This is a genomic window from Pseudomonas sp. WAC2, from assembly GCF_030403525.1.
GTDB lineage: Bacteria > Pseudomonadota > Gammaproteobacteria > Pseudomonadales > Pseudomonadaceae > Chryseomonas > Chryseomonas luteola.
In genome coordinates, this window is the sequence record NZ_JAUEPD010000002.1 from 444,975 (window position 1) to 459,784 (window position 14,810).

The window sequence follows — 14,810 nt, forward strand, 5'->3', positions numbered from 1 at the left end:
GTTTTCAGGTCTGAGGCTCCGTCAAAAGCGAGGCGTCAATGTCGATCAGCAGAAGCCGCTGCCCCTGGGCAATGAACTGGCCTGCCGTCATGCAGTACTGGTTGGTAGTGGCGTCCCGGTAGGTGGTGGAGAGATTCAGGCGGCGCTCATCCACGCCCTCGGCAAGCAGGCTGTAGAAGTACGGGCGCCATGACCAGTTGTGGTTCAGGTAGCGACGATTTTCCTGCCAGAACATGCCGTTCCATTCCAGATTCGGGCTTATCTGGGTGCCATGTCGATCGCACTGATACAGGCGCAGAAGCCAGGGCAGGTCGTGGGGAAGGGGAAGTGCGCTGATCATTGACCTGTTTTCTGCCCAGGGACGCACCTCCTGGATAAAACGGGCCAGTTGCTGGCGCAACATCATGAGCCTTGTACGCTCTCGTAGCTTGCGCTGCACATAACGTGTTCGCAGGGCCGCAAAGCGCTCGACATGGGTCCCGGTTGGTTGAAACTGATCAGCCGCTTGCGCAAAAAGAAAGCCTTGTATGTAGCGAGCGCCACATTCCAGTGCGAAATCAAGCTCTTCTTCCGTCTCAACCCCTTCGGCAATGATCCAGCAGCCGATCTTCTCAGCCATCAGGGCCATGGCTCTGACGACTTCACCACTGGGTCCACCCCTGGCCGCGGCTTGGAACAGGCGCATGTCGAGCTTGAGGATATCCGGTGCCAGGTCCATGACGCGATCCAGCTGCGAATAGCCTGCACCAAAGTCATCAATGGCGATTCTAGCACCGGCGGTACGGTAGCGATGAACCACGTCCAATAAGCGTTGTTGATTACCTGCCAACTCGGTGATCTCAAACACGATACGCTGAGGGTCAATCCCCTGGCGTTCGACCTGCTTCAGGCTCGGCAATGGGTGATCCGCACGGGCGTGGCTGATCCAGCGGGGGGAAATATTCAAGCTCAGAAACCAGTCTGGTGGCGCGTCGCGGAAGCGGCTCAGGGCATTATCACGGATGTCTCGATCTAACTGGCGCAGGTCTATGGGGGAAACCGTACGGGACGCGAACAGTGGGCCTACCGACTGACAGCTACCGTCTGCCTGATGCAGGCGGCCCAAGGCTTCTACGCCAGCGATCTGTCCGGTTGCGGTATCGATGAAGGGTTGGAAAAAGGCGAGAGGGTATCCTGTGAGCACGGGGTCCTTCCTGCGGATTAGGTCTGCCGTGAGCTGACCTGAGGTTGAAAAGAGGGTCTCTTTTCTCTCGCAAGAATGCGGCCAATATTCGCTAGGATAGAGCAGGCATATGGCGCATCCGTGCGCCAGTATTCCTAAGGGTAAGGGTGATGAGTACCCTGTTGCGCCGCGTGCTGCGCGTGCTGATTATGACGCACGGTCTGGTAACGCTTGACGAAGGGATACACGGCAAGACCTATCCGCGCCAGGCGTCCAATGGGCCCCAGGCGCTTACCAAACAACGATAGAAGCAGCGTCGCACCAATCACCAACGGCCCCTTGGACTGAGTGACCACGTCCTTGGGACGAACCATCTCCTTCAAGGTCCCGAGCGGATTGTGCAAGGGCTCGGCGTTGTAAACGATCTGCTGACGGTACAGCTCCATGCGCAGCCGTACCATTTCCTTACGCTTCTGACGGCCAACAGCCGCCGTTAGAGGTTGGTTCATGGCAGTAGGCGCTCCCGATTACGGGCCAGCTCTTCAAGCGTGGCATGGAACGGAGGATTCCCCTTTATCAGGCTCATGGCCTTCCAGACACACAGCGCCATCGCGACGGCGTAAGCGGCGGAAAGCAGAAGGGTTGCCAGCAAACGGTGAGTATCCCAGAACGCAATGATGACGGCCGCCGATAGCCCCACCAGGACTAGCAAACCGAAAATCAGGCTCAGGCCGGTCAGCAGGAACAGCTTGAAGGTGCGAACCTTCTCTTCCTGAACCTCGATACCCAGCAGCTCGAGGTGACTCTGGACCAGACCGACTGCCGCACCTGCCATCCGCTTCAGAGACGGCTTAGGTACTTCGTCTGGTATTTCATGGGGATTCGGCGGTGTCATGTCCATTCATCCCACTCCTTTATCAGCGACGGGTGAATAACAGGCCTACTACAAAGCCGATACCGGCTGCGATGCCTACGGACTTCAGTGGGTGCTCGATAACGTATTCTTCAGTGGTCTGAACGGCCGCACGGCTTTGATCGTACACGGAGGCCTGCTGGGCTTTCAGGGTTTCGCGAGCGCGGGCCAGGGTATCAGTCAGGCGGCTGCGGGCTTCATCCATCTGCTCGCCCGAAGACGATGTCGAACCTTTGAGCAGGCGCTCGGCATCTGCAATCAGTGCAGAAAACTCGGCAGTAATTGCATTCTGAACATTACGCAGGTTTTCACGGTGAGTCTGCTTTTGAGTGCTGGAATCGGTCTGGTCTTCCTGCGAGGGTGGAAGAACGCTTTCCATCGTCATATCGATACTCCTTGCAAAGATCGTGAAAGATTGAATTTCATTTGCTTCAGCGGGTTCGAACCTGTCTGGGTCGCAAAGGTTCCGTTTGTCGCTCTTTCATGACATACCGGCCAACAAGCGGGCCTCGGCCTGCTCCAACGCCGCGACCGGCCCTTTGAGCAGCACGGTGTCATGGGCTTTAAGGAGTAGCTCGGGCGTGATGATCAGCTCCGTGCCGTCACGGCGGATGGTTTCCAGACTAAGTCCCAGCGCCTCCAGCTCCAGAGAGCCCAGGGACCGCCCGACCGCATGGGCATTATCGGGAAGATAGATGGCATGCAGCATGATGCGGCTGTTGCGGTGAGCATCCAGCACATCGGCTTGTGCGCCTTGGTAATAGCCTTGCAGCAGGCTGTAGCGCTCCCGGCGGATAGTGTCGATACGCTCCTGGACGTGGCGCTCCGATAACCCCAGGAGAAGTAGCGCCTGAGATCCCAGCATCAGGCTTGACTCAAGCAGTTCGGGAACAACGGCACTGGCACCTGCAGCGCGCAGGTCGGCGTTGAGGCTGCTGTCTCGTGTGCGCACCAGGATAGGTAGATCCGCCCGTTGCTGACGGGCCAGGCGAACAATGGCCAGCGCCCGGGATGGGTCGTCTACCGCAACAACCAATAGGCGGGCATGGGCAATGCCTACGGCCTCCAGGAGCTCGGTACGACTGGAGTCTCCATAATGAACGCTTGCCTCGATAGCTACGGCTTCCTGGACCCGAACAGGATCGTTATCCAGCGCTGTGAACGGTATTTTCTCCAGACTCAGCAGTCGGGCGATCGACTGCCCGACCCGGCCGAAGCCGCAGATGATGACATGCCCGGCGAGGCCCTCACTGGCACTGGCTATGTCCGAGACGGGTGTCGGGCTGACCAGCCCCAATGATCGGGCCAGCCGCGAAGCATTGCGCAGCAGCACAGGCGCAATGGCCATGGAAATGAAAACAGCCGTCAACAGCGCACCGGAGAACATTTCTTCCACCAGTGCTTCCTGCCTGGCCTGCGCCACCAGTGCAAAGCAGAACTCGCTGCCCTGGGCCAGCGCCACGCCCGTGCGCCAGCCGGTGGCGTTATCGCCAAAGCGGTTTCGAACGACCAGTGCCACGATGAGTGCTTTCAGGACGACCAGTGCCAGGACCAGGAGCAGTACGAAACCAGGTTGACGTATGACAACCTGTATATCGATCAGCATGCCGACACTAATAAAAAACAGGCCTAGAAGCACATCTCGGAAAGGCCGCAAATCCGCTTCGACTTGATGCCGATAATGGCTCTCGCCCAGCAGCATCCCCGCCAGAAATGCGCCAAAGCCCATAGAAAGGCCCATCAGGTGCGTGAGCCAAGCGGTGAGCAGGACGATCAGCAATGCCAGCAGCAGAAACAGCTCGGCGGAGCGGGAGCTGCCGATTTCACGAAACAGGGGAGGCAAGAGCCAGCGGCTGGCCGCCAATAGGGTGATGAACAGGACGGCTGTCTTGCCCAAAGTAAGGGGAAGGGCCCAATACCATACGGTATCGGCATGCCCGCTGAAGACCGGAATCAGGGTCAAAAGCAGTACCGCGACTACATCCTGAAAAAGCAGGACGCCTATGGTGTTCTGACCATGGGGCGTCAGCACTTCGCCCAAGGTGGAAAGCTCTCGCGTCACGATGGCGGTTGAGGACAGTGACAGTCCAACCCCTAACAACGCGGCAGTTCCGGGCGAGGCGCCCAGCAGATTCAGAAGCAGTGCCAGCGGAATGCTGCATAGCAGAACTTGGAAACTGCCCAACCCGAAGACAACCCGACGCAACGCCAGCATGCGAGGCAGGGAAAATTCCAGGCCTAGCATGAAAAGCAGAAATACGACGCCCATCTCGGCAATCAGGGGAAGAGACTGATCCGGCTGAACCCAGCCCAGGGCATTGGGGCCTAGGACCAGACCTACAAACAGATAGCCCAGCAAGGGCGGCAGTCCGACTCGGCGTATTAGCGAGATGACCAGCAGGGACGCCGCCAACAGCAAAAGAAGATCAATGAACACGTAGGCCTCACAGTCAGGTTACGTCACTGAGTCGACCACGCAATGAGGGGTTATCTCCCCCTCGAATACGCCAAGCCCCCGTGGTAATGAGCAAAAGTCTAAACGAGCCAGCGTAAACTCCATTGAGGTATATCAATGCCTGGCTTGCTCAATCCGTACCATACTGAAAGATGTTGCACGTTTAGGAGGTGGCCATGAGCCCACATTGTCAGTTGTTGGTTACCGCAGCCTGCCACCTCTGTCATGACGCTGAAAGGGTACTGACGCCCTTCGTTGAGCATGGTCTGCTGGTCGAAGCCGTTGATATTGTGGAATTGGACGGAGGCGTAGAGCAGTACGGCATGCGAATTCCGGTACTGCGTCACCTGGAAAGTGGACGGGAGCTGGATTGGCCGTTCAGTTGCGAACAGATCGCCACCTTTTTTACGCAGGATTAGGCCAGATTTATTACTGTTGATGGAGGCAAGGAAGGGAGTTGTATGTTACTGCTTCGTCTTTAAACCGCCCATTTTGCCAGTAGATAGCGCATTGATAGCAGCAGGATCGCGACTTCTATTGCATTTTTTCGTGAATTTCAAGTTTTTGTTGTGAACTCTGGCTTCCAAGTCACTGTCTTTCTCATCGCATTCATAAAACGTAAAACTATTTAATGAATGGGGGAATGATGAATAGCGCAACTGAAAAACTGATGACTGCCTTTCCAACTTACGAATGCTCGGTAACTGAGCCTCGTCCTGACGGAAGCGTTGTGTTCTGCGTACAGGATTTGGGCAGCGATGCGCGAGTTACGCGTGTGATTTCCGCTCGCCAGCTAAGCGATGACCGCGCGCTGCAAATCGTGATCGACGATATGCGCAAAGACGTCTCGCTTCGCGCGGGGGCGTTGGCACCGCAATCGTTGGCTACCTTGCGAGCCACGGGCGCTACCGTAATGCGTTACGCTGATTGAGGCATAGGCGTCTGTCTATGACAGCGTGTTATTGCTCTTGCTCAATCGACATCCAGCAGGCTTTGCCTGTTGGATGTCATGCGTGTTGATTTAGAACAAAAAACCCGCCACTGGCGGGTGTTGCTGTTGCGCTAAAAAGTAGGGCTGGCCATTGACGCTAGTACTTACACCCCATCAAGCGACAGCCCTTGCAAGGCAGATCTGCAGGGGCTGTCGTTTCCTCCGGACAGGTGCCCGGTTTTTCAAGACCTGTATCCCAGACTGGAAAACCCAGGCCCTGCGCAGTCAACGCGCGTCGTGCTGCCGAGACAGTACCTTTCAGCGAACCGGGTTCGCTGTATTGCACCTGACGAATGCGTGTTGAGCGGTAGGCAACGCGTCCGTAGAGATCAAGCACGCTAAAGGAAAATGTTCCCTGCAGGTCAGTCAGTGTTGGCCACACTTTGAGCGGGGCCAACGCGTCTGCCAGCTCATCACATGCCAACGCATAGCGTGTCGCCATGATCGCGTCGGTAACGACCGTATTTTCTTTGGACGACAGGTTCGTCGCGTCAGCTAGCGGAATTACCGTATTAAAAGAGGAGGGCGCGCCGATCGACTCAGCATGATCATAAGTCATCGAGACGCCACCAAGGCCGTTGGGTGAAGACATGCAGCTACTACTTGCTCAGCGGGAGATCGAATACGTCTTGTAAGGCGACAGGGAGGCCAACAGCTCCGGTACACCACAGCCACTGTCGATCGCCATGCCCAGGCGAATGCCATCGATGACGCGGTCCAGCTTTTTCGGCGTGTGCAGTTGCTCTTTGGTAATCAGACGACGAGCCTTGGTGCCGGTATCGTCCGAAAGGGTCAGCGTGACGCTTCCATCCATGCGCTCAATACGGAAATTGACGCGGTAATCAGCTTCGAAAGCCGCAGCGATAACTTGAAAAGGATTATCCATATGCCTCACCTGATAGCCACACCAACGTTACGGTTTCATTGACATAGGTCAGGTCCGCAAAGTTCTACGTTTTTTTTCTGTCTGCGACAGATGCGCATGGGTATACAGTTTGGCTGTGATCTCTGCCTGCCGTGGAGGCCGCGGCATTAGTCACTGATGGGCTTAGGAATCAGTAACATATAGAAACATCTATTCAGGCTGACTCCAGGGTCAGTATCTGTTCGACGACTGCCGTCAGGTCAGAACCCTGAACTGTAGGTGGCGCCAATGGGCTGGGTACCTGTTGAGCGGTGCGTGAAACCAGGGCGGTCTTGAAGCCTGCGCGTTGGGCGCCGGCGATGTCCCAGGCATGCACGGCAATCAGCCACAGCTGTTTCGGGTCTGTATTCAGGGTTTTGGCAGCCTGGAGATACGCAGGCGCATCCGGCTTCAGGGTCTGAGCATCTTCTGCCGAAAGCACTTCATCAAAATAGCCACGCAGTCCAGCGGCGGATAATTGGGCATCAACCAGCTCGCGTGCATTATTGGACAGGGCGACTATTCGAGCCCCTGACTTGCGCAACTGCTCAAGCGCTGGCTCGACATCGGGGTGCGCTGGCAGCATACGCATGGCGGTTTTAACGTGGTGGCGATCGGCTTCTGACAGCTGAACCTGTTCACGTTGCGCCAGCATGGTCAGCGCAGCCTGCCCAGCTTCCTCGAATGAAATGCTAGGGCCGGTAATCGTAGCGGTCATGGCGTTCTGCAGCGTCTGGGCAAACCAGGCACTACGCGCTGTGGATGAGCCAAAGGTCTGGAAGAAGACCGAATCCAACCCTGCCAGATCCAGCAGTGTTTCATTGATATCGAACAGGCAACAGGTCATGGGTGTTCCTTACGTATGGGTCTAAGGTGGACAGCCTGTTGTTACACCTGGTTGCGCAATCGATCGGTAAAAACGAGCTTTCAGCGAACCTGAACAATCGGGGCGAGTCCTCCTTAGAGCTCTTATTCTCATGGGAGAAACGCCTTGACCCGCTCTACATTGCTATCCCTGGGCAGCATCAATGCAGACTTTCAAATGCGGCTCGATGAGGAGCCAGGTAGTGCCGAAACCTTGCTCGCCCATGACCACGTGCGCCTTTCGGGAGGCAAAGCGGCCAACGTAGCCTATTTGGGTGCGGTATTCGGATGTACGTCTCGGCTGCTGGGCTGCGTGGGAGACGATGATCTGGCAAGACAAGCCCTGTCGCCTCTGCAGGCTGCAGGGGTCGATATAGGTTCGGTTTGCACGGCGCGCGGAGCGACTACCGGGGTTTCCATCATCATGGACCCGCCCAAAGGCAAGAAACAGATCGTTTTGGCAACCAACGCCAACGATCAATGGGATGAGGCATCTGCCCAGGCCATGGTTGAGGCGATCAGGCAGACCGCTCCGCCGGCGTTGCTGACAGTGGACTATGAGATACCTGCCTGGGTAGTGCGTAAGGCTGTCGAGGCGGCAGACCAGCGTACCGTTCCTGTCGTAATGGACTTGTCCTTTCCCGACCGCGTTGAAAAGGCATTGCTGAGCAAGGTTCTGGCGGTATCGCCCAATGCCTCCGAAGCCGAGGGAGTCACCGGCATCACGATCGATTCTCCCGAATCGGCCTTGGAAGCGGCTCGAACGCTTCATAAGTGGGGCGTCTCGATTGTGTGCATCAAGCTGGAAGATGGCGGTTGTGTGCTGGTAACCAAGGAGGGCGCAGCGCTTATCCCGGCAGGAGAGGCTGATGTAGTGGACAGCACGGGGGCCGGTGATGCGTTCACAGGCGTTCTGTCGATTGCCCTGCTGGAAGGCCTCGCACCGCTGGAAGCCGCTTTGCGAGGCGTTGCTGCTGCCAACCTGGCAGTAAAAGGATACGGCTCGCAACCTGCCTATCCTTCGCGCGAGGAGGTGGAGCAGCAGGCGGACCGGCTGAGAGCAGGGGTACGCAATCTCCATGAATGATGCGTTCAACACAACTCGCACCGAGATCATATTCAATGAGTACAAGCCCTCGGACGAACGTCGCCGTGAAGCACTTCTGGCACTGGGCAATGGTGTGCTCAGTATGCGGGCCAGTGCACCGGAACTTAGCGCAAGCCGTCTGAGCCAGGGGGACGACCAGCACTACCCCGGTTTTTATCGTGCGGGTTGGTATGACGATGCGCCACGCAGGGTGAATGGGAAGCGCATCGCCATGTCGGCCTTGGTCAACCTGCCTGATCCGTTCGGACTCACGTTCGCGCTGGATGATGACCTGTGGTTCAACCTGGCCTCTATCAAGCTTCAGCGTTATCGCCAGGTACTTTCACTGGACCGTGGCACGCTGCGGCGCGACATGACTTTCATGATGGGGCCGACGCGTGAAGTGCGGTTGAGCGAGACGCGTCTGGTCAGCATGGCCGACCCTGATCTGTGTGTACTGCGCTGGGAGGTGTACGTACCCGAGGGAGGCTGCGTCCGGGTGCGCTCGACGCTCAACGCCGGGGTCAGAAATGCCGGGGTCAAACGTGATGCAGCCTATGAGGGGCGACGCCTGCAAACCATTGGATTCCATAGCGAAGCTGACGGTGGCGCCGCGGTGTTGGCATCCCTGCATGACCGGTCCCGCGAGGTAGCAGTTGCGGCACATACCCGGCTAAGTATGCCGGCTGGTCCCTGGCAACAGGCCGTGATGGGCGACTGCCTGTGCCTTGAGGCTACCTGTGATCTGCCTGAAGGCAGAGCGCTGGTCATCGAGAAATATGTAACGGTCAGGGTCGAGGGTGAAATCCCGCGTCATGAGGACAGTGGGATAACGCTTTCGATTATGCTCGACCAACTCCGTCGGCGCTCCGATTTTGATAGCGTCCTGCAGCGGCATGCCGCCCATTGGCACAGGTTATGGAGCCGTATGGCCATGCAGATGACCGAGCATCATCTCGCCTTGCCCCTGCGCCTGCACCGTTTCCATGTGCTTCAGGCGCTTTCGCCCAACAGTCTTGGTCAGGACATGGGATGGCCTGCCAGAGGTTGGCAGGAAGGATATTTTGGGCAGATCTTCTGGGATGAGATCTTTGCCATGCCCTTTCTAGCCACTCACTTTCCAGAGCTTGCTCATACGGTAGTGAACTACCGCTATGCCCGCCTCGACATGGCACGGGCGTTGGCGCGCAGGAGCGGGTATCGCGGGGCGATGTTCCCCTGGAGAAGCGGGCGAACCGGAGGGGAGGAAACCCCGCCTTATCAATGTAATCCATTGTCCCATCACTGGGTGCCTGACCATACCTATCTGCAACGGCACGTGGGTTCAGCCATTGCCTATGATGTCTGGCAGTTGTATCTCGCCACAGGAGATCGCTCCCTGTTGAGCCACAACGGCGGCGAGCTGATTCTGGAAATTGCTCGCTTCTGGGCCAGCATGGTGCGTTTTGATCCAGAGCGGGGGCGCTATGTAATCGAAGGCGTCATTGGTCCCGACGAGTATCACAACGCGTATCCCAATACCGATGTGCCGGGGCTCGATAACAATGCCTATACCAATGTCATGGCGTCCTGGGTGTTAGCCCTGGCTCTGGAATTACTTGATCTACTACCTGACGAGGAAGCCGACGCACTTCAACAGCGGCTTGGTGTTACGCCACAGGAGCGAGTGGATTGGGATCGGATCAGCCGTACGCTGTATGTCCCTGTGCAGGGAGATGGCGTGATCAGCCAGTTTGAGGGCTTTGACCGGCTGGAGTCACCGCCCCCAAAATTTCGTCAAGATGGGCGGCCGCGTCTGGATTGGATGCTGGAGGCTCAAGGTGACAAGACCGATAATTATCAGCTGACCAAGCAAGCCGATGTGCTGATGCTGCTTTACTTGTTTCCGCCCCGGGAATTGGAGCGGCTTTTTGCGCGCTTGGGCTATATCGAGCATTTGGCTGAGATTCGGCGAACGGCTGACTACTACCTGGCACGTATCACGCATGAATCCAGTCTGTCGAAAGTGGTTTGTGCGGGTGCGTTGGCTCGCCTGGATGCGGAGCGCTCCTGGGACTACTTCAGGCAGAGCTTGCGTACCGATCTGGATGCACCTTCTGATAGCGGCATTCAGGAAGGGATTCATTTGGGCGCTATGGCCGGGTCGCTGGATGTCCTGCAGCGGCATTACCTGGGGATAGTGCCCAGTGTGGCCTGTTTACAGGTGATGCCTGCGCCTCCTGCTGCGCTGGACAATGTTTCGTTGGATATCGAGTACAAAGGGGTGCGGCTGAATGTCGCGTTGAAAGACCGGATATTGTCCTTATCTTCTGATCCTCGAAACAGCCACGACGCTTGTATCGAGTACTGGGACAACCGGTTCTCCCTGAAACCCGGCCAAGTCATCCATTTGACATGCCGCTAGGTCAAGAATAAGTCGCTACGACTATCAAGAAGTAGTCTTTTAAACCGATACCTAACGACAAGAATTAACGGTTGCAGTCATTTGACTGGTTAATAACCGCTCGTCAGGTATTTGGCCCTATTAGTTAGCTTGCTGCCTTTTGATGTGACCGCTGGATATTAAGCTTGCGTCTTCAGGCTGCTGAATCGATTTTTTAAATATCTTGTGTGGAGGTAACGTGAGGACTAAAGAAGGTGCATCGAAACGTCGTCGAGAGGGCGTATCGATCATGGAATGGCTGGTTATTGGCGTCCTCTCGGCTTATATCGTATTCAGTCTTACCGTTTTCGCACAGAAGCAGTGGAATTCACTGACTGAAGTGCAAAAAGAGCAGATCATCGAAGACATCAGCCGTGCTGCCCAAGAAACGCCGCTGCTGACCTGATCACGCTTCTTTCAAGCCCTGTGGCTTTTACCGCATAAGAATAAAAGCAAAACTACTTCATAGGATCCTGTTTAGCGGATCAGGGTATTTATTTGCCTTTGAAAAGAATATTGGGCCGTTATTTTAAATGGATTCAATATTTCCATGCGGTTTGCTCAACAATAAAGTATTTCTGAAACCCTCAAGATAGAGCCTGTCTTGAGGGTTTTGTTTATACCAATGCACTTATATCAATTAAGTTTGATAGTTTGCTTGCGGCTTGCAACATTAATAATGACGGTGGCAAGTTGGCTCAAAGTAAACGGCTTGTTCAATACTTTAAGGTCCCTTGCCAGGGCACGTATCTCACCAGGGCCGCGAAACAGAGTCAGAGCAGAAGCGTTATGTAAGGTCATGTGACAGGACAACAGGCGGCTCCCGGATTATCCGGGACACAAAGTGTATTAAATCCATGCTTCGCCGATGAACTCAACTGTCCGTTGTTAGGAATCGGTCATTGATCAACAGGTATCCAGCCCAGGCGCTGCTCGATCGCGGTGCGATAAGGCGTTCTGATTTCAAGCGGAAGCTGCCTGACATAGTTGCAGGCATGGTCTCGAATACCCCCTTCAAGCCCATCGAGATAAGCAATGGCTTCATCAACGGAAGGCATACGGCCCTCTTCGTCCCTTGACTTGGGAGGTAACGCCGTCCAGACCACGGCATCCAGCTCCCTGTGGTCAGCCCAGGCTCGAATGCGTTCACCATACGGACCTTCGTATTCGCCTGGAATACTGCCTACGTATTCAGGACGTTCACGGTTGATCTGCTCGCGATCACGTAACAATTCACGGGCGATATCAATGTCCTGAACATTCAACAGTGCCCAGAACGTGGGGCTATCCGGTGCGCTTGAAGACAAGGCAACCGCTAATTCTCCACCGTCACAGGTGCGGCAGAGCTCTATCGGCAACCTTGGACCATCGTTCATCCAGGCAGAAGCCAATGGAAGCGGGCCGGGCTTCCAGATCAGGGAGCCCCAGGCAAGACAAGCAATACGCATGCTGAATACTCGCGGTTGGAATCGGAATAGGATTGGGTTGCGAAGGCAACATACAGATTTGAAGGTAAGAAACCGTTTCGGTTCAGCACAACCGACCGGGGGCAGTCAGGCGAACGATCCGATAGAATAGGTGCGCCTAGAAACTAGCCGAGTAATCGAATGAACGACTCCAAATCCAAAGTACGCCCATTGACCTGGATCGGCCTGGTGCTGTTCGTAGGCGGAGTAGTGGGGCTGGTAACGGCTCTGGTGCCGCTGATCGGTCCTGAAAGAGCGCCTCGTGACGCGGGTCACCTGACGCCCTTGGTCCTGTCGGCAGTTGTCCAGTTCATCGGTTATGTACTGCTCAATCGCAACCGTTTCCGTGGACGTAAGCAGCCAGGAAAGCGCTGATTTCCTTGAGCTTATCTAGCCATCTCATCTGTTTCTTGACCTCCATCCTGTCTGAGCCTCCAACCGCTGCGAACGAAATCACAGAAAGCGAGTCGGAAGGAATCGTTACGACTGGGTTGAAGTCCTTTAAGGATGACCGGGCCTTGAGCGTAGCGATGTCAATCAGGGTTCGGCATGGCGTGCAGCCGTGAGTGCTGCCGGGCCGGAAAAGGATGAAGATTCATGCGCAAGACAATCGTGATGCTTTCCCTGGCGCTCCTGGCAGCGTGTACCCATGGGAACAAGAATGACCAGACCGCTCAGGATGTTCAGATTGAGCGGTACATGACCGAGCAGCAACTCGTAGGCTCGATGGGTAAACCGGATCATATACAGAAGGAAGGGTCGCTGACCGTCCTGGTTTACAGGGACCGGTTGCTCAGCATGTCAGCTGATCGATCGGATTATTCCTTTATCTTTGACGGGGGCCACCTTGTCGAATACACCCCTGGAAGGGTCAAGGTGCAGACCCAGAACGGCATGCCAAAGATTATAGTAGAGCCTGCCTGAGTGGCTGGAGTAGGGCAGCGGAAAGGACGGTTTCTTTCCGCTGCCTGTCCATCAGGCTTCCTTGGCCTGACAGGCCGCTGCCGTAAAGATCACATCGGTGGAAGAGTTCAGCGCGGTCTCTGCCGAGTCCTGAACCACTCCGATAATGAAGCCCACCGCTACCACTTGCATTGCTACTTCATTGGGTATTCCAAATAGGCTGCATGCCAGCGGGATCAGTAGGAGTGATCCGCCTGCTACACCCGATGCGCCACAAGCGCACAACGATGCAACCATGCTAAGTAGAATAGCAGTTGGAATATCGACGGTTATTCCTAGTGTTTCAACGGCTGCTAATGTCAGCACAGTAATAGTAATGGCTGCCCCTGCCATATTGACCGTAGCACCCAGTGGAATCGAAACCGAGTAGGTATCTTCGTGTAAGCCAAGCCGCTCGCACAGCGCGAGGTTTACAGGTACGTTGGCGGCCGAGCTACGGGTAAAGAAGGCTGTAACGCCACTTTCACGCAGGCAGGTTAAAACCAGGGGATAAGGATTACGTCTGGTTTTCCAGTAAACGATCAGCGGATTAATGACAAAGGCCACCAGCAGCATGCAGCTGATCAGCACCAGCAATAGATGAAGATAGCCCGCCAAGGCGTCAAACCCTGAGGTGGCAAGTGTGGAGGCCACTAAGCCAAAAATACCCAGTGGCGCAAAACGGATTACAAAGCGAACAATATTGGAAACGCCATCCGATAAATCGGACAGTACGGTTCGAGTTGTTTCACTGGCATGTCGGAAAGCAATACCTAGGCCAATAGCCCAAGCCAAAATCCCCATAAAGTTAGCTTCGATCAATGCCTTTACAGGGTTATCTACAATGCTCAGTAAGAGGCTTTGCAAGACGTTTGATATACCTTCTGGTGGGCTCACATCTGCGTGATGTGCCGCTAGCGTAAGGGTAGACGGAAAGAGAAAGCTTGCTACAACAGCAACTACAGCCGCAGAAAATGTGCCTATTACATACAGCCAGAGAATTGGTTTGATATGGGTGGGCTGGCCTTGTTTATGATTAGCAATCGACGAAGCAACCAGAACAAATACTAGAATCGGCGCAACCGCTTTCAGGGCTGTGACAAACACGGAGCCGATGAAACCTGTGGCTTGGGCCGCAGAGGGCGCAATGAGCGCAAGCACGATGCCGGCGATCAGTCCGATGAGAATCTGCATCACCAGACTAGAGCGCATCAGCCAGTTCAGAAAGGGGTTTGTAGCTTGGGTCATGGCAAGATCAACTTATAAGGAAGCGGGGCGATGTTGGCAAAGACGGGGTTCGTGCGTTCCCTTCACGCGAGTTGAATACACGCCGTACAGGATCAGTCTGTCCCGCTAAAGGTTCGTTTTTCACGTACGGCCATTGAGCGAAGCGACGGATTTTAAAGGTATTTGCCTGCTTTTGGACACTAAAAGCGCAAAAGCCGATCGCCAGCAAGGCGTAATGGCCTATTGATACAGGGTCGTTGAATGCGTTTGTGGAGCACAACCCTGGCAATCTTGCCTTATACGGGCTTATTCAGGCGCCTCGTGATATGAGTCATGCCCTTCGGGAGAGGGGCATGATCCTTAGTCTCCTGACGCGC

Annotated in this window: 17 protein-coding genes; 7 read left to right on the forward strand and 10 right to left on the reverse strand. The window is 55.4% G+C overall.

Annotated features, from left to right (window positions below):
• Positions 1 to 4: 4 nt before the first annotated feature.
• The 5 genes from QWJ10_RS06250 to QWJ10_RS06270 all read right to left on the reverse strand — a co-directional run bounded on the left by QWJ10_RS06250 (position 5) and on the right by QWJ10_RS06270 (position 4,512).
• A complete protein-coding gene (locus QWJ10_RS06250) occupies positions 5 to 1,183 on the reverse strand; it encodes an EAL domain-containing protein (RefSeq protein WP_289924808.1) in 1,179 nt (392 codons plus the stop codon).
• A 134-nt stretch (positions 1,184 to 1,317) separates the two neighbouring features.
• Entirely contained in the window at positions 1,318 to 1,671 is a 354-nt protein-coding gene (locus QWJ10_RS06255) for a hypothetical protein (RefSeq protein WP_010795066.1), read from the reverse strand.
• Positions 1,668 to 2,063 carry a phage holin family protein gene (locus tag QWJ10_RS06260; protein ID WP_010795065.1) on the reverse strand — a complete coding sequence of 132 codons (396 nt, stop codon included), beginning with the start codon at positions 2,061 to 2,063 and terminating at the stop codon, positions 1,668 to 1,670. Before QWJ10_RS06260 ends, QWJ10_RS06255 begins: the two co-directional genes overlap by 4 nt.
• Positions 2,064 to 2,079: 16 nt before the next feature.
• Entirely contained in the window at positions 2,080 to 2,460 is a 381-nt protein-coding gene (locus tag QWJ10_RS06265; protein ID WP_019365812.1) for a DUF883 family protein, read from the reverse strand.
• A gap of 96 nt (positions 2,461 to 2,556) precedes the next feature.
• Positions 2,557 to 4,512, reverse strand: a complete 1,956-nt coding sequence (locus QWJ10_RS06270; protein WP_289924809.1) for a monovalent cation:proton antiporter family protein — start codon at positions 4,510 to 4,512, stop codon at positions 2,557 to 2,559.
• 194 nt (positions 4,513 to 4,706) lie between these two features.
• Here QWJ10_RS06270 and QWJ10_RS06275 point away from each other — a divergent pair, with 194 nt between their 5' ends.
• Together QWJ10_RS06275 and QWJ10_RS06280 are read left to right on the forward strand one after the other, a co-directional pair.
• Positions 4,707 to 4,949, forward strand: a complete 243-nt coding sequence (locus tag QWJ10_RS06275) for a glutaredoxin family protein (RefSeq protein WP_289924810.1) — start codon at positions 4,707 to 4,709, stop codon at positions 4,947 to 4,949.
• Between the two features lie 224 nt (positions 4,950 to 5,173).
• The gene (locus QWJ10_RS06280) at positions 5,174 to 5,461 is read left to right on the forward strand and encodes a DUF3509 domain-containing protein (RefSeq protein WP_037029624.1); all 288 of its coding nucleotides are present in this window, start codon (positions 5,174 to 5,176) and stop codon (positions 5,459 to 5,461) included.
• Between the two features lie 157 nt (positions 5,462 to 5,618).
• Here QWJ10_RS06280 and QWJ10_RS06285 read toward each other — a convergent pair whose 3' ends face one another.
• The 3 genes from QWJ10_RS06285 to QWJ10_RS06295 all read right to left on the reverse strand — a co-directional run bounded on the left by QWJ10_RS06285 (position 5,619) and on the right by QWJ10_RS06295 (position 7,272).
• On the reverse strand, positions 5,619 to 6,113 hold the full coding sequence (locus QWJ10_RS06285; RefSeq protein ID WP_289924811.1) for a hypothetical protein: 495 nt from the start codon (positions 6,111 to 6,113) through the stop codon (positions 5,619 to 5,621).
• Positions 6,114 to 6,128: 15 nt separating this feature from the next.
• Complete coding sequence (locus QWJ10_RS06290) at positions 6,129 to 6,407, reverse strand: DUF3509 domain-containing protein (protein WP_010795059.1); 279 nt, start codon at positions 6,405 to 6,407, stop codon at positions 6,129 to 6,131.
• 193 nt (positions 6,408 to 6,600) lie between these two features.
• On the reverse strand, positions 6,601 to 7,272 hold the full coding sequence (locus QWJ10_RS06295) for a haloacid dehalogenase type II (RefSeq protein WP_289924812.1): 672 nt from the start codon (positions 7,270 to 7,272) through the stop codon (positions 6,601 to 6,603).
• A gap of 144 nt (positions 7,273 to 7,416) precedes the next feature.
• On the opposite strand from QWJ10_RS06295, the gene QWJ10_RS06300 reads away from it, so the two are divergent.
• The 3 genes from QWJ10_RS06300 (at position 7,417) to QWJ10_RS06310 (ending at position 11,204) form a co-directional block, all read left to right on the forward strand.
• A complete protein-coding gene (locus QWJ10_RS06300; RefSeq protein WP_289924813.1) occupies positions 7,417 to 8,376 on the forward strand; it encodes a PfkB family carbohydrate kinase in 960 nt (319 codons plus the stop codon).
• Positions 8,369 to 10,780, forward strand: a complete 2,412-nt coding sequence (locus QWJ10_RS06305; protein WP_289924814.1) for a glycoside hydrolase family 65 protein — start codon at positions 8,369 to 8,371, stop codon at positions 10,778 to 10,780. Before QWJ10_RS06300 ends, QWJ10_RS06305 begins: the two co-directional genes overlap by 8 nt.
• 217 nt (positions 10,781 to 10,997) lie before the next feature.
• Positions 10,998 to 11,204 (forward strand): hypothetical protein, encoded by a 207-nt coding sequence (locus tag QWJ10_RS06310; protein ID WP_026003743.1) that lies wholly within the window; start codon positions 10,998 to 11,000, stop codon positions 11,202 to 11,204.
• Between the two features lie 493 nt (positions 11,205 to 11,697).
• On the opposite strand, the gene QWJ10_RS06315 is transcribed toward QWJ10_RS06310, so the two are convergent.
• Positions 11,698 to 12,246 carry a hypothetical protein gene (locus QWJ10_RS06315; protein ID WP_289924815.1) on the reverse strand — a complete coding sequence of 183 codons (549 nt, stop codon included), beginning with the start codon at positions 12,244 to 12,246 and terminating at the stop codon, positions 11,698 to 11,700.
• Between the two features lie 159 nt (positions 12,247 to 12,405).
• On the opposite strand from QWJ10_RS06315, the gene QWJ10_RS06320 reads away from it, so the two are divergent.
• Positions 12,406 to 12,639 carry a hypothetical protein gene (locus tag QWJ10_RS06320; RefSeq protein ID WP_010795051.1) on the forward strand — a complete coding sequence of 78 codons (234 nt, stop codon included), beginning with the start codon at positions 12,406 to 12,408 and terminating at the stop codon, positions 12,637 to 12,639.
• A gap of 222 nt (positions 12,640 to 12,861) precedes the next feature.
• On the forward strand, positions 12,862 to 13,188 hold the full coding sequence (locus tag QWJ10_RS06325; protein ID WP_197872322.1) for a hypothetical protein: 327 nt from the start codon (positions 12,862 to 12,864) through the stop codon (positions 13,186 to 13,188).
• Positions 13,189 to 13,239: 51 nt separating this feature from the next.
• Here the strand turns inward: QWJ10_RS06325 and sstT are convergent, their stop codons facing one another.
• The gene (gene sstT, locus QWJ10_RS06330) at positions 13,240 to 14,454 is read right to left on the reverse strand and encodes a serine/threonine transporter SstT (protein WP_289924816.1); all 1,215 of its coding nucleotides are present in this window, start codon (positions 14,452 to 14,454) and stop codon (positions 13,240 to 13,242) included.
• Between the last annotated feature and the right edge of the window lie 356 nt (positions 14,455 to 14,810).

Excerpts from the sequence above, each read along its gene's own strand:
- QWJ10_RS06255 (WP_010795066.1), bottom strand. The coding sequence starts at position 1,671 with ATGAACCAACCTCTAACGGCGGCTGTTGGCCGTCAGAAGCGTAAGGAA.
- QWJ10_RS06260 (WP_010795065.1), bottom strand. The coding sequence starts at position 2,063 with ATGGACATGACACCGCCGAATCCCCATGAAATACCAGACGAAGTACCT.
- QWJ10_RS06265 (WP_019365812.1), bottom strand. The coding sequence starts at position 2,460 with ATGACGATGGAAAGCGTTCTTCCACCCTCGCAGGAAGACCAGACCGAT.
- QWJ10_RS06275 (WP_289924810.1), top strand. The coding sequence starts at position 4,707 with ATGAGCCCACATTGTCAGTTGTTGGTTACCGCAGCCTGCCACCTCTGT.
- QWJ10_RS06280 (WP_037029624.1), top strand. The coding sequence starts at position 5,174 with ATGATGAATAGCGCAACTGAAAAACTGATGACTGCCTTTCCAACTTAC.
- QWJ10_RS06285 (WP_289924811.1), bottom strand. The coding sequence starts at position 6,113 with ATGTCTTCACCCAACGGCCTTGGTGGCGTCTCGATGACTTATGATCAT.
- QWJ10_RS06290 (WP_010795059.1), bottom strand. The coding sequence starts at position 6,407 with ATGGATAATCCTTTTCAAGTTATCGCTGCGGCTTTCGAAGCTGATTAC.
- QWJ10_RS06295 (WP_289924812.1), bottom strand. The coding sequence starts at position 7,272 with ATGACCTGTTGCCTGTTCGATATCAATGAAACACTGCTGGATCTGGCA.
- QWJ10_RS06305 (WP_289924814.1), top strand. The coding sequence starts at position 8,369 with ATGAATGATGCGTTCAACACAACTCGCACCGAGATCATATTCAATGAG.
- QWJ10_RS06315 (WP_289924815.1), bottom strand. The coding sequence starts at position 12,246 with ATGCGTATTGCTTGTCTTGCCTGGGGCTCCCTGATCTGGAAGCCCGGC.
- QWJ10_RS06320 (WP_010795051.1), top strand. The coding sequence starts at position 12,406 with ATGAACGACTCCAAATCCAAAGTACGCCCATTGACCTGGATCGGCCTG.
- QWJ10_RS06325 (WP_197872322.1), top strand. The coding sequence starts at position 12,862 with ATGCGCAAGACAATCGTGATGCTTTCCCTGGCGCTCCTGGCAGCGTGT.
- sstT (WP_289924816.1), bottom strand. The coding sequence starts at position 14,454 with ATGACCCAAGCTACAAACCCCTTTCTGAACTGGCTGATGCGCTCTAGT.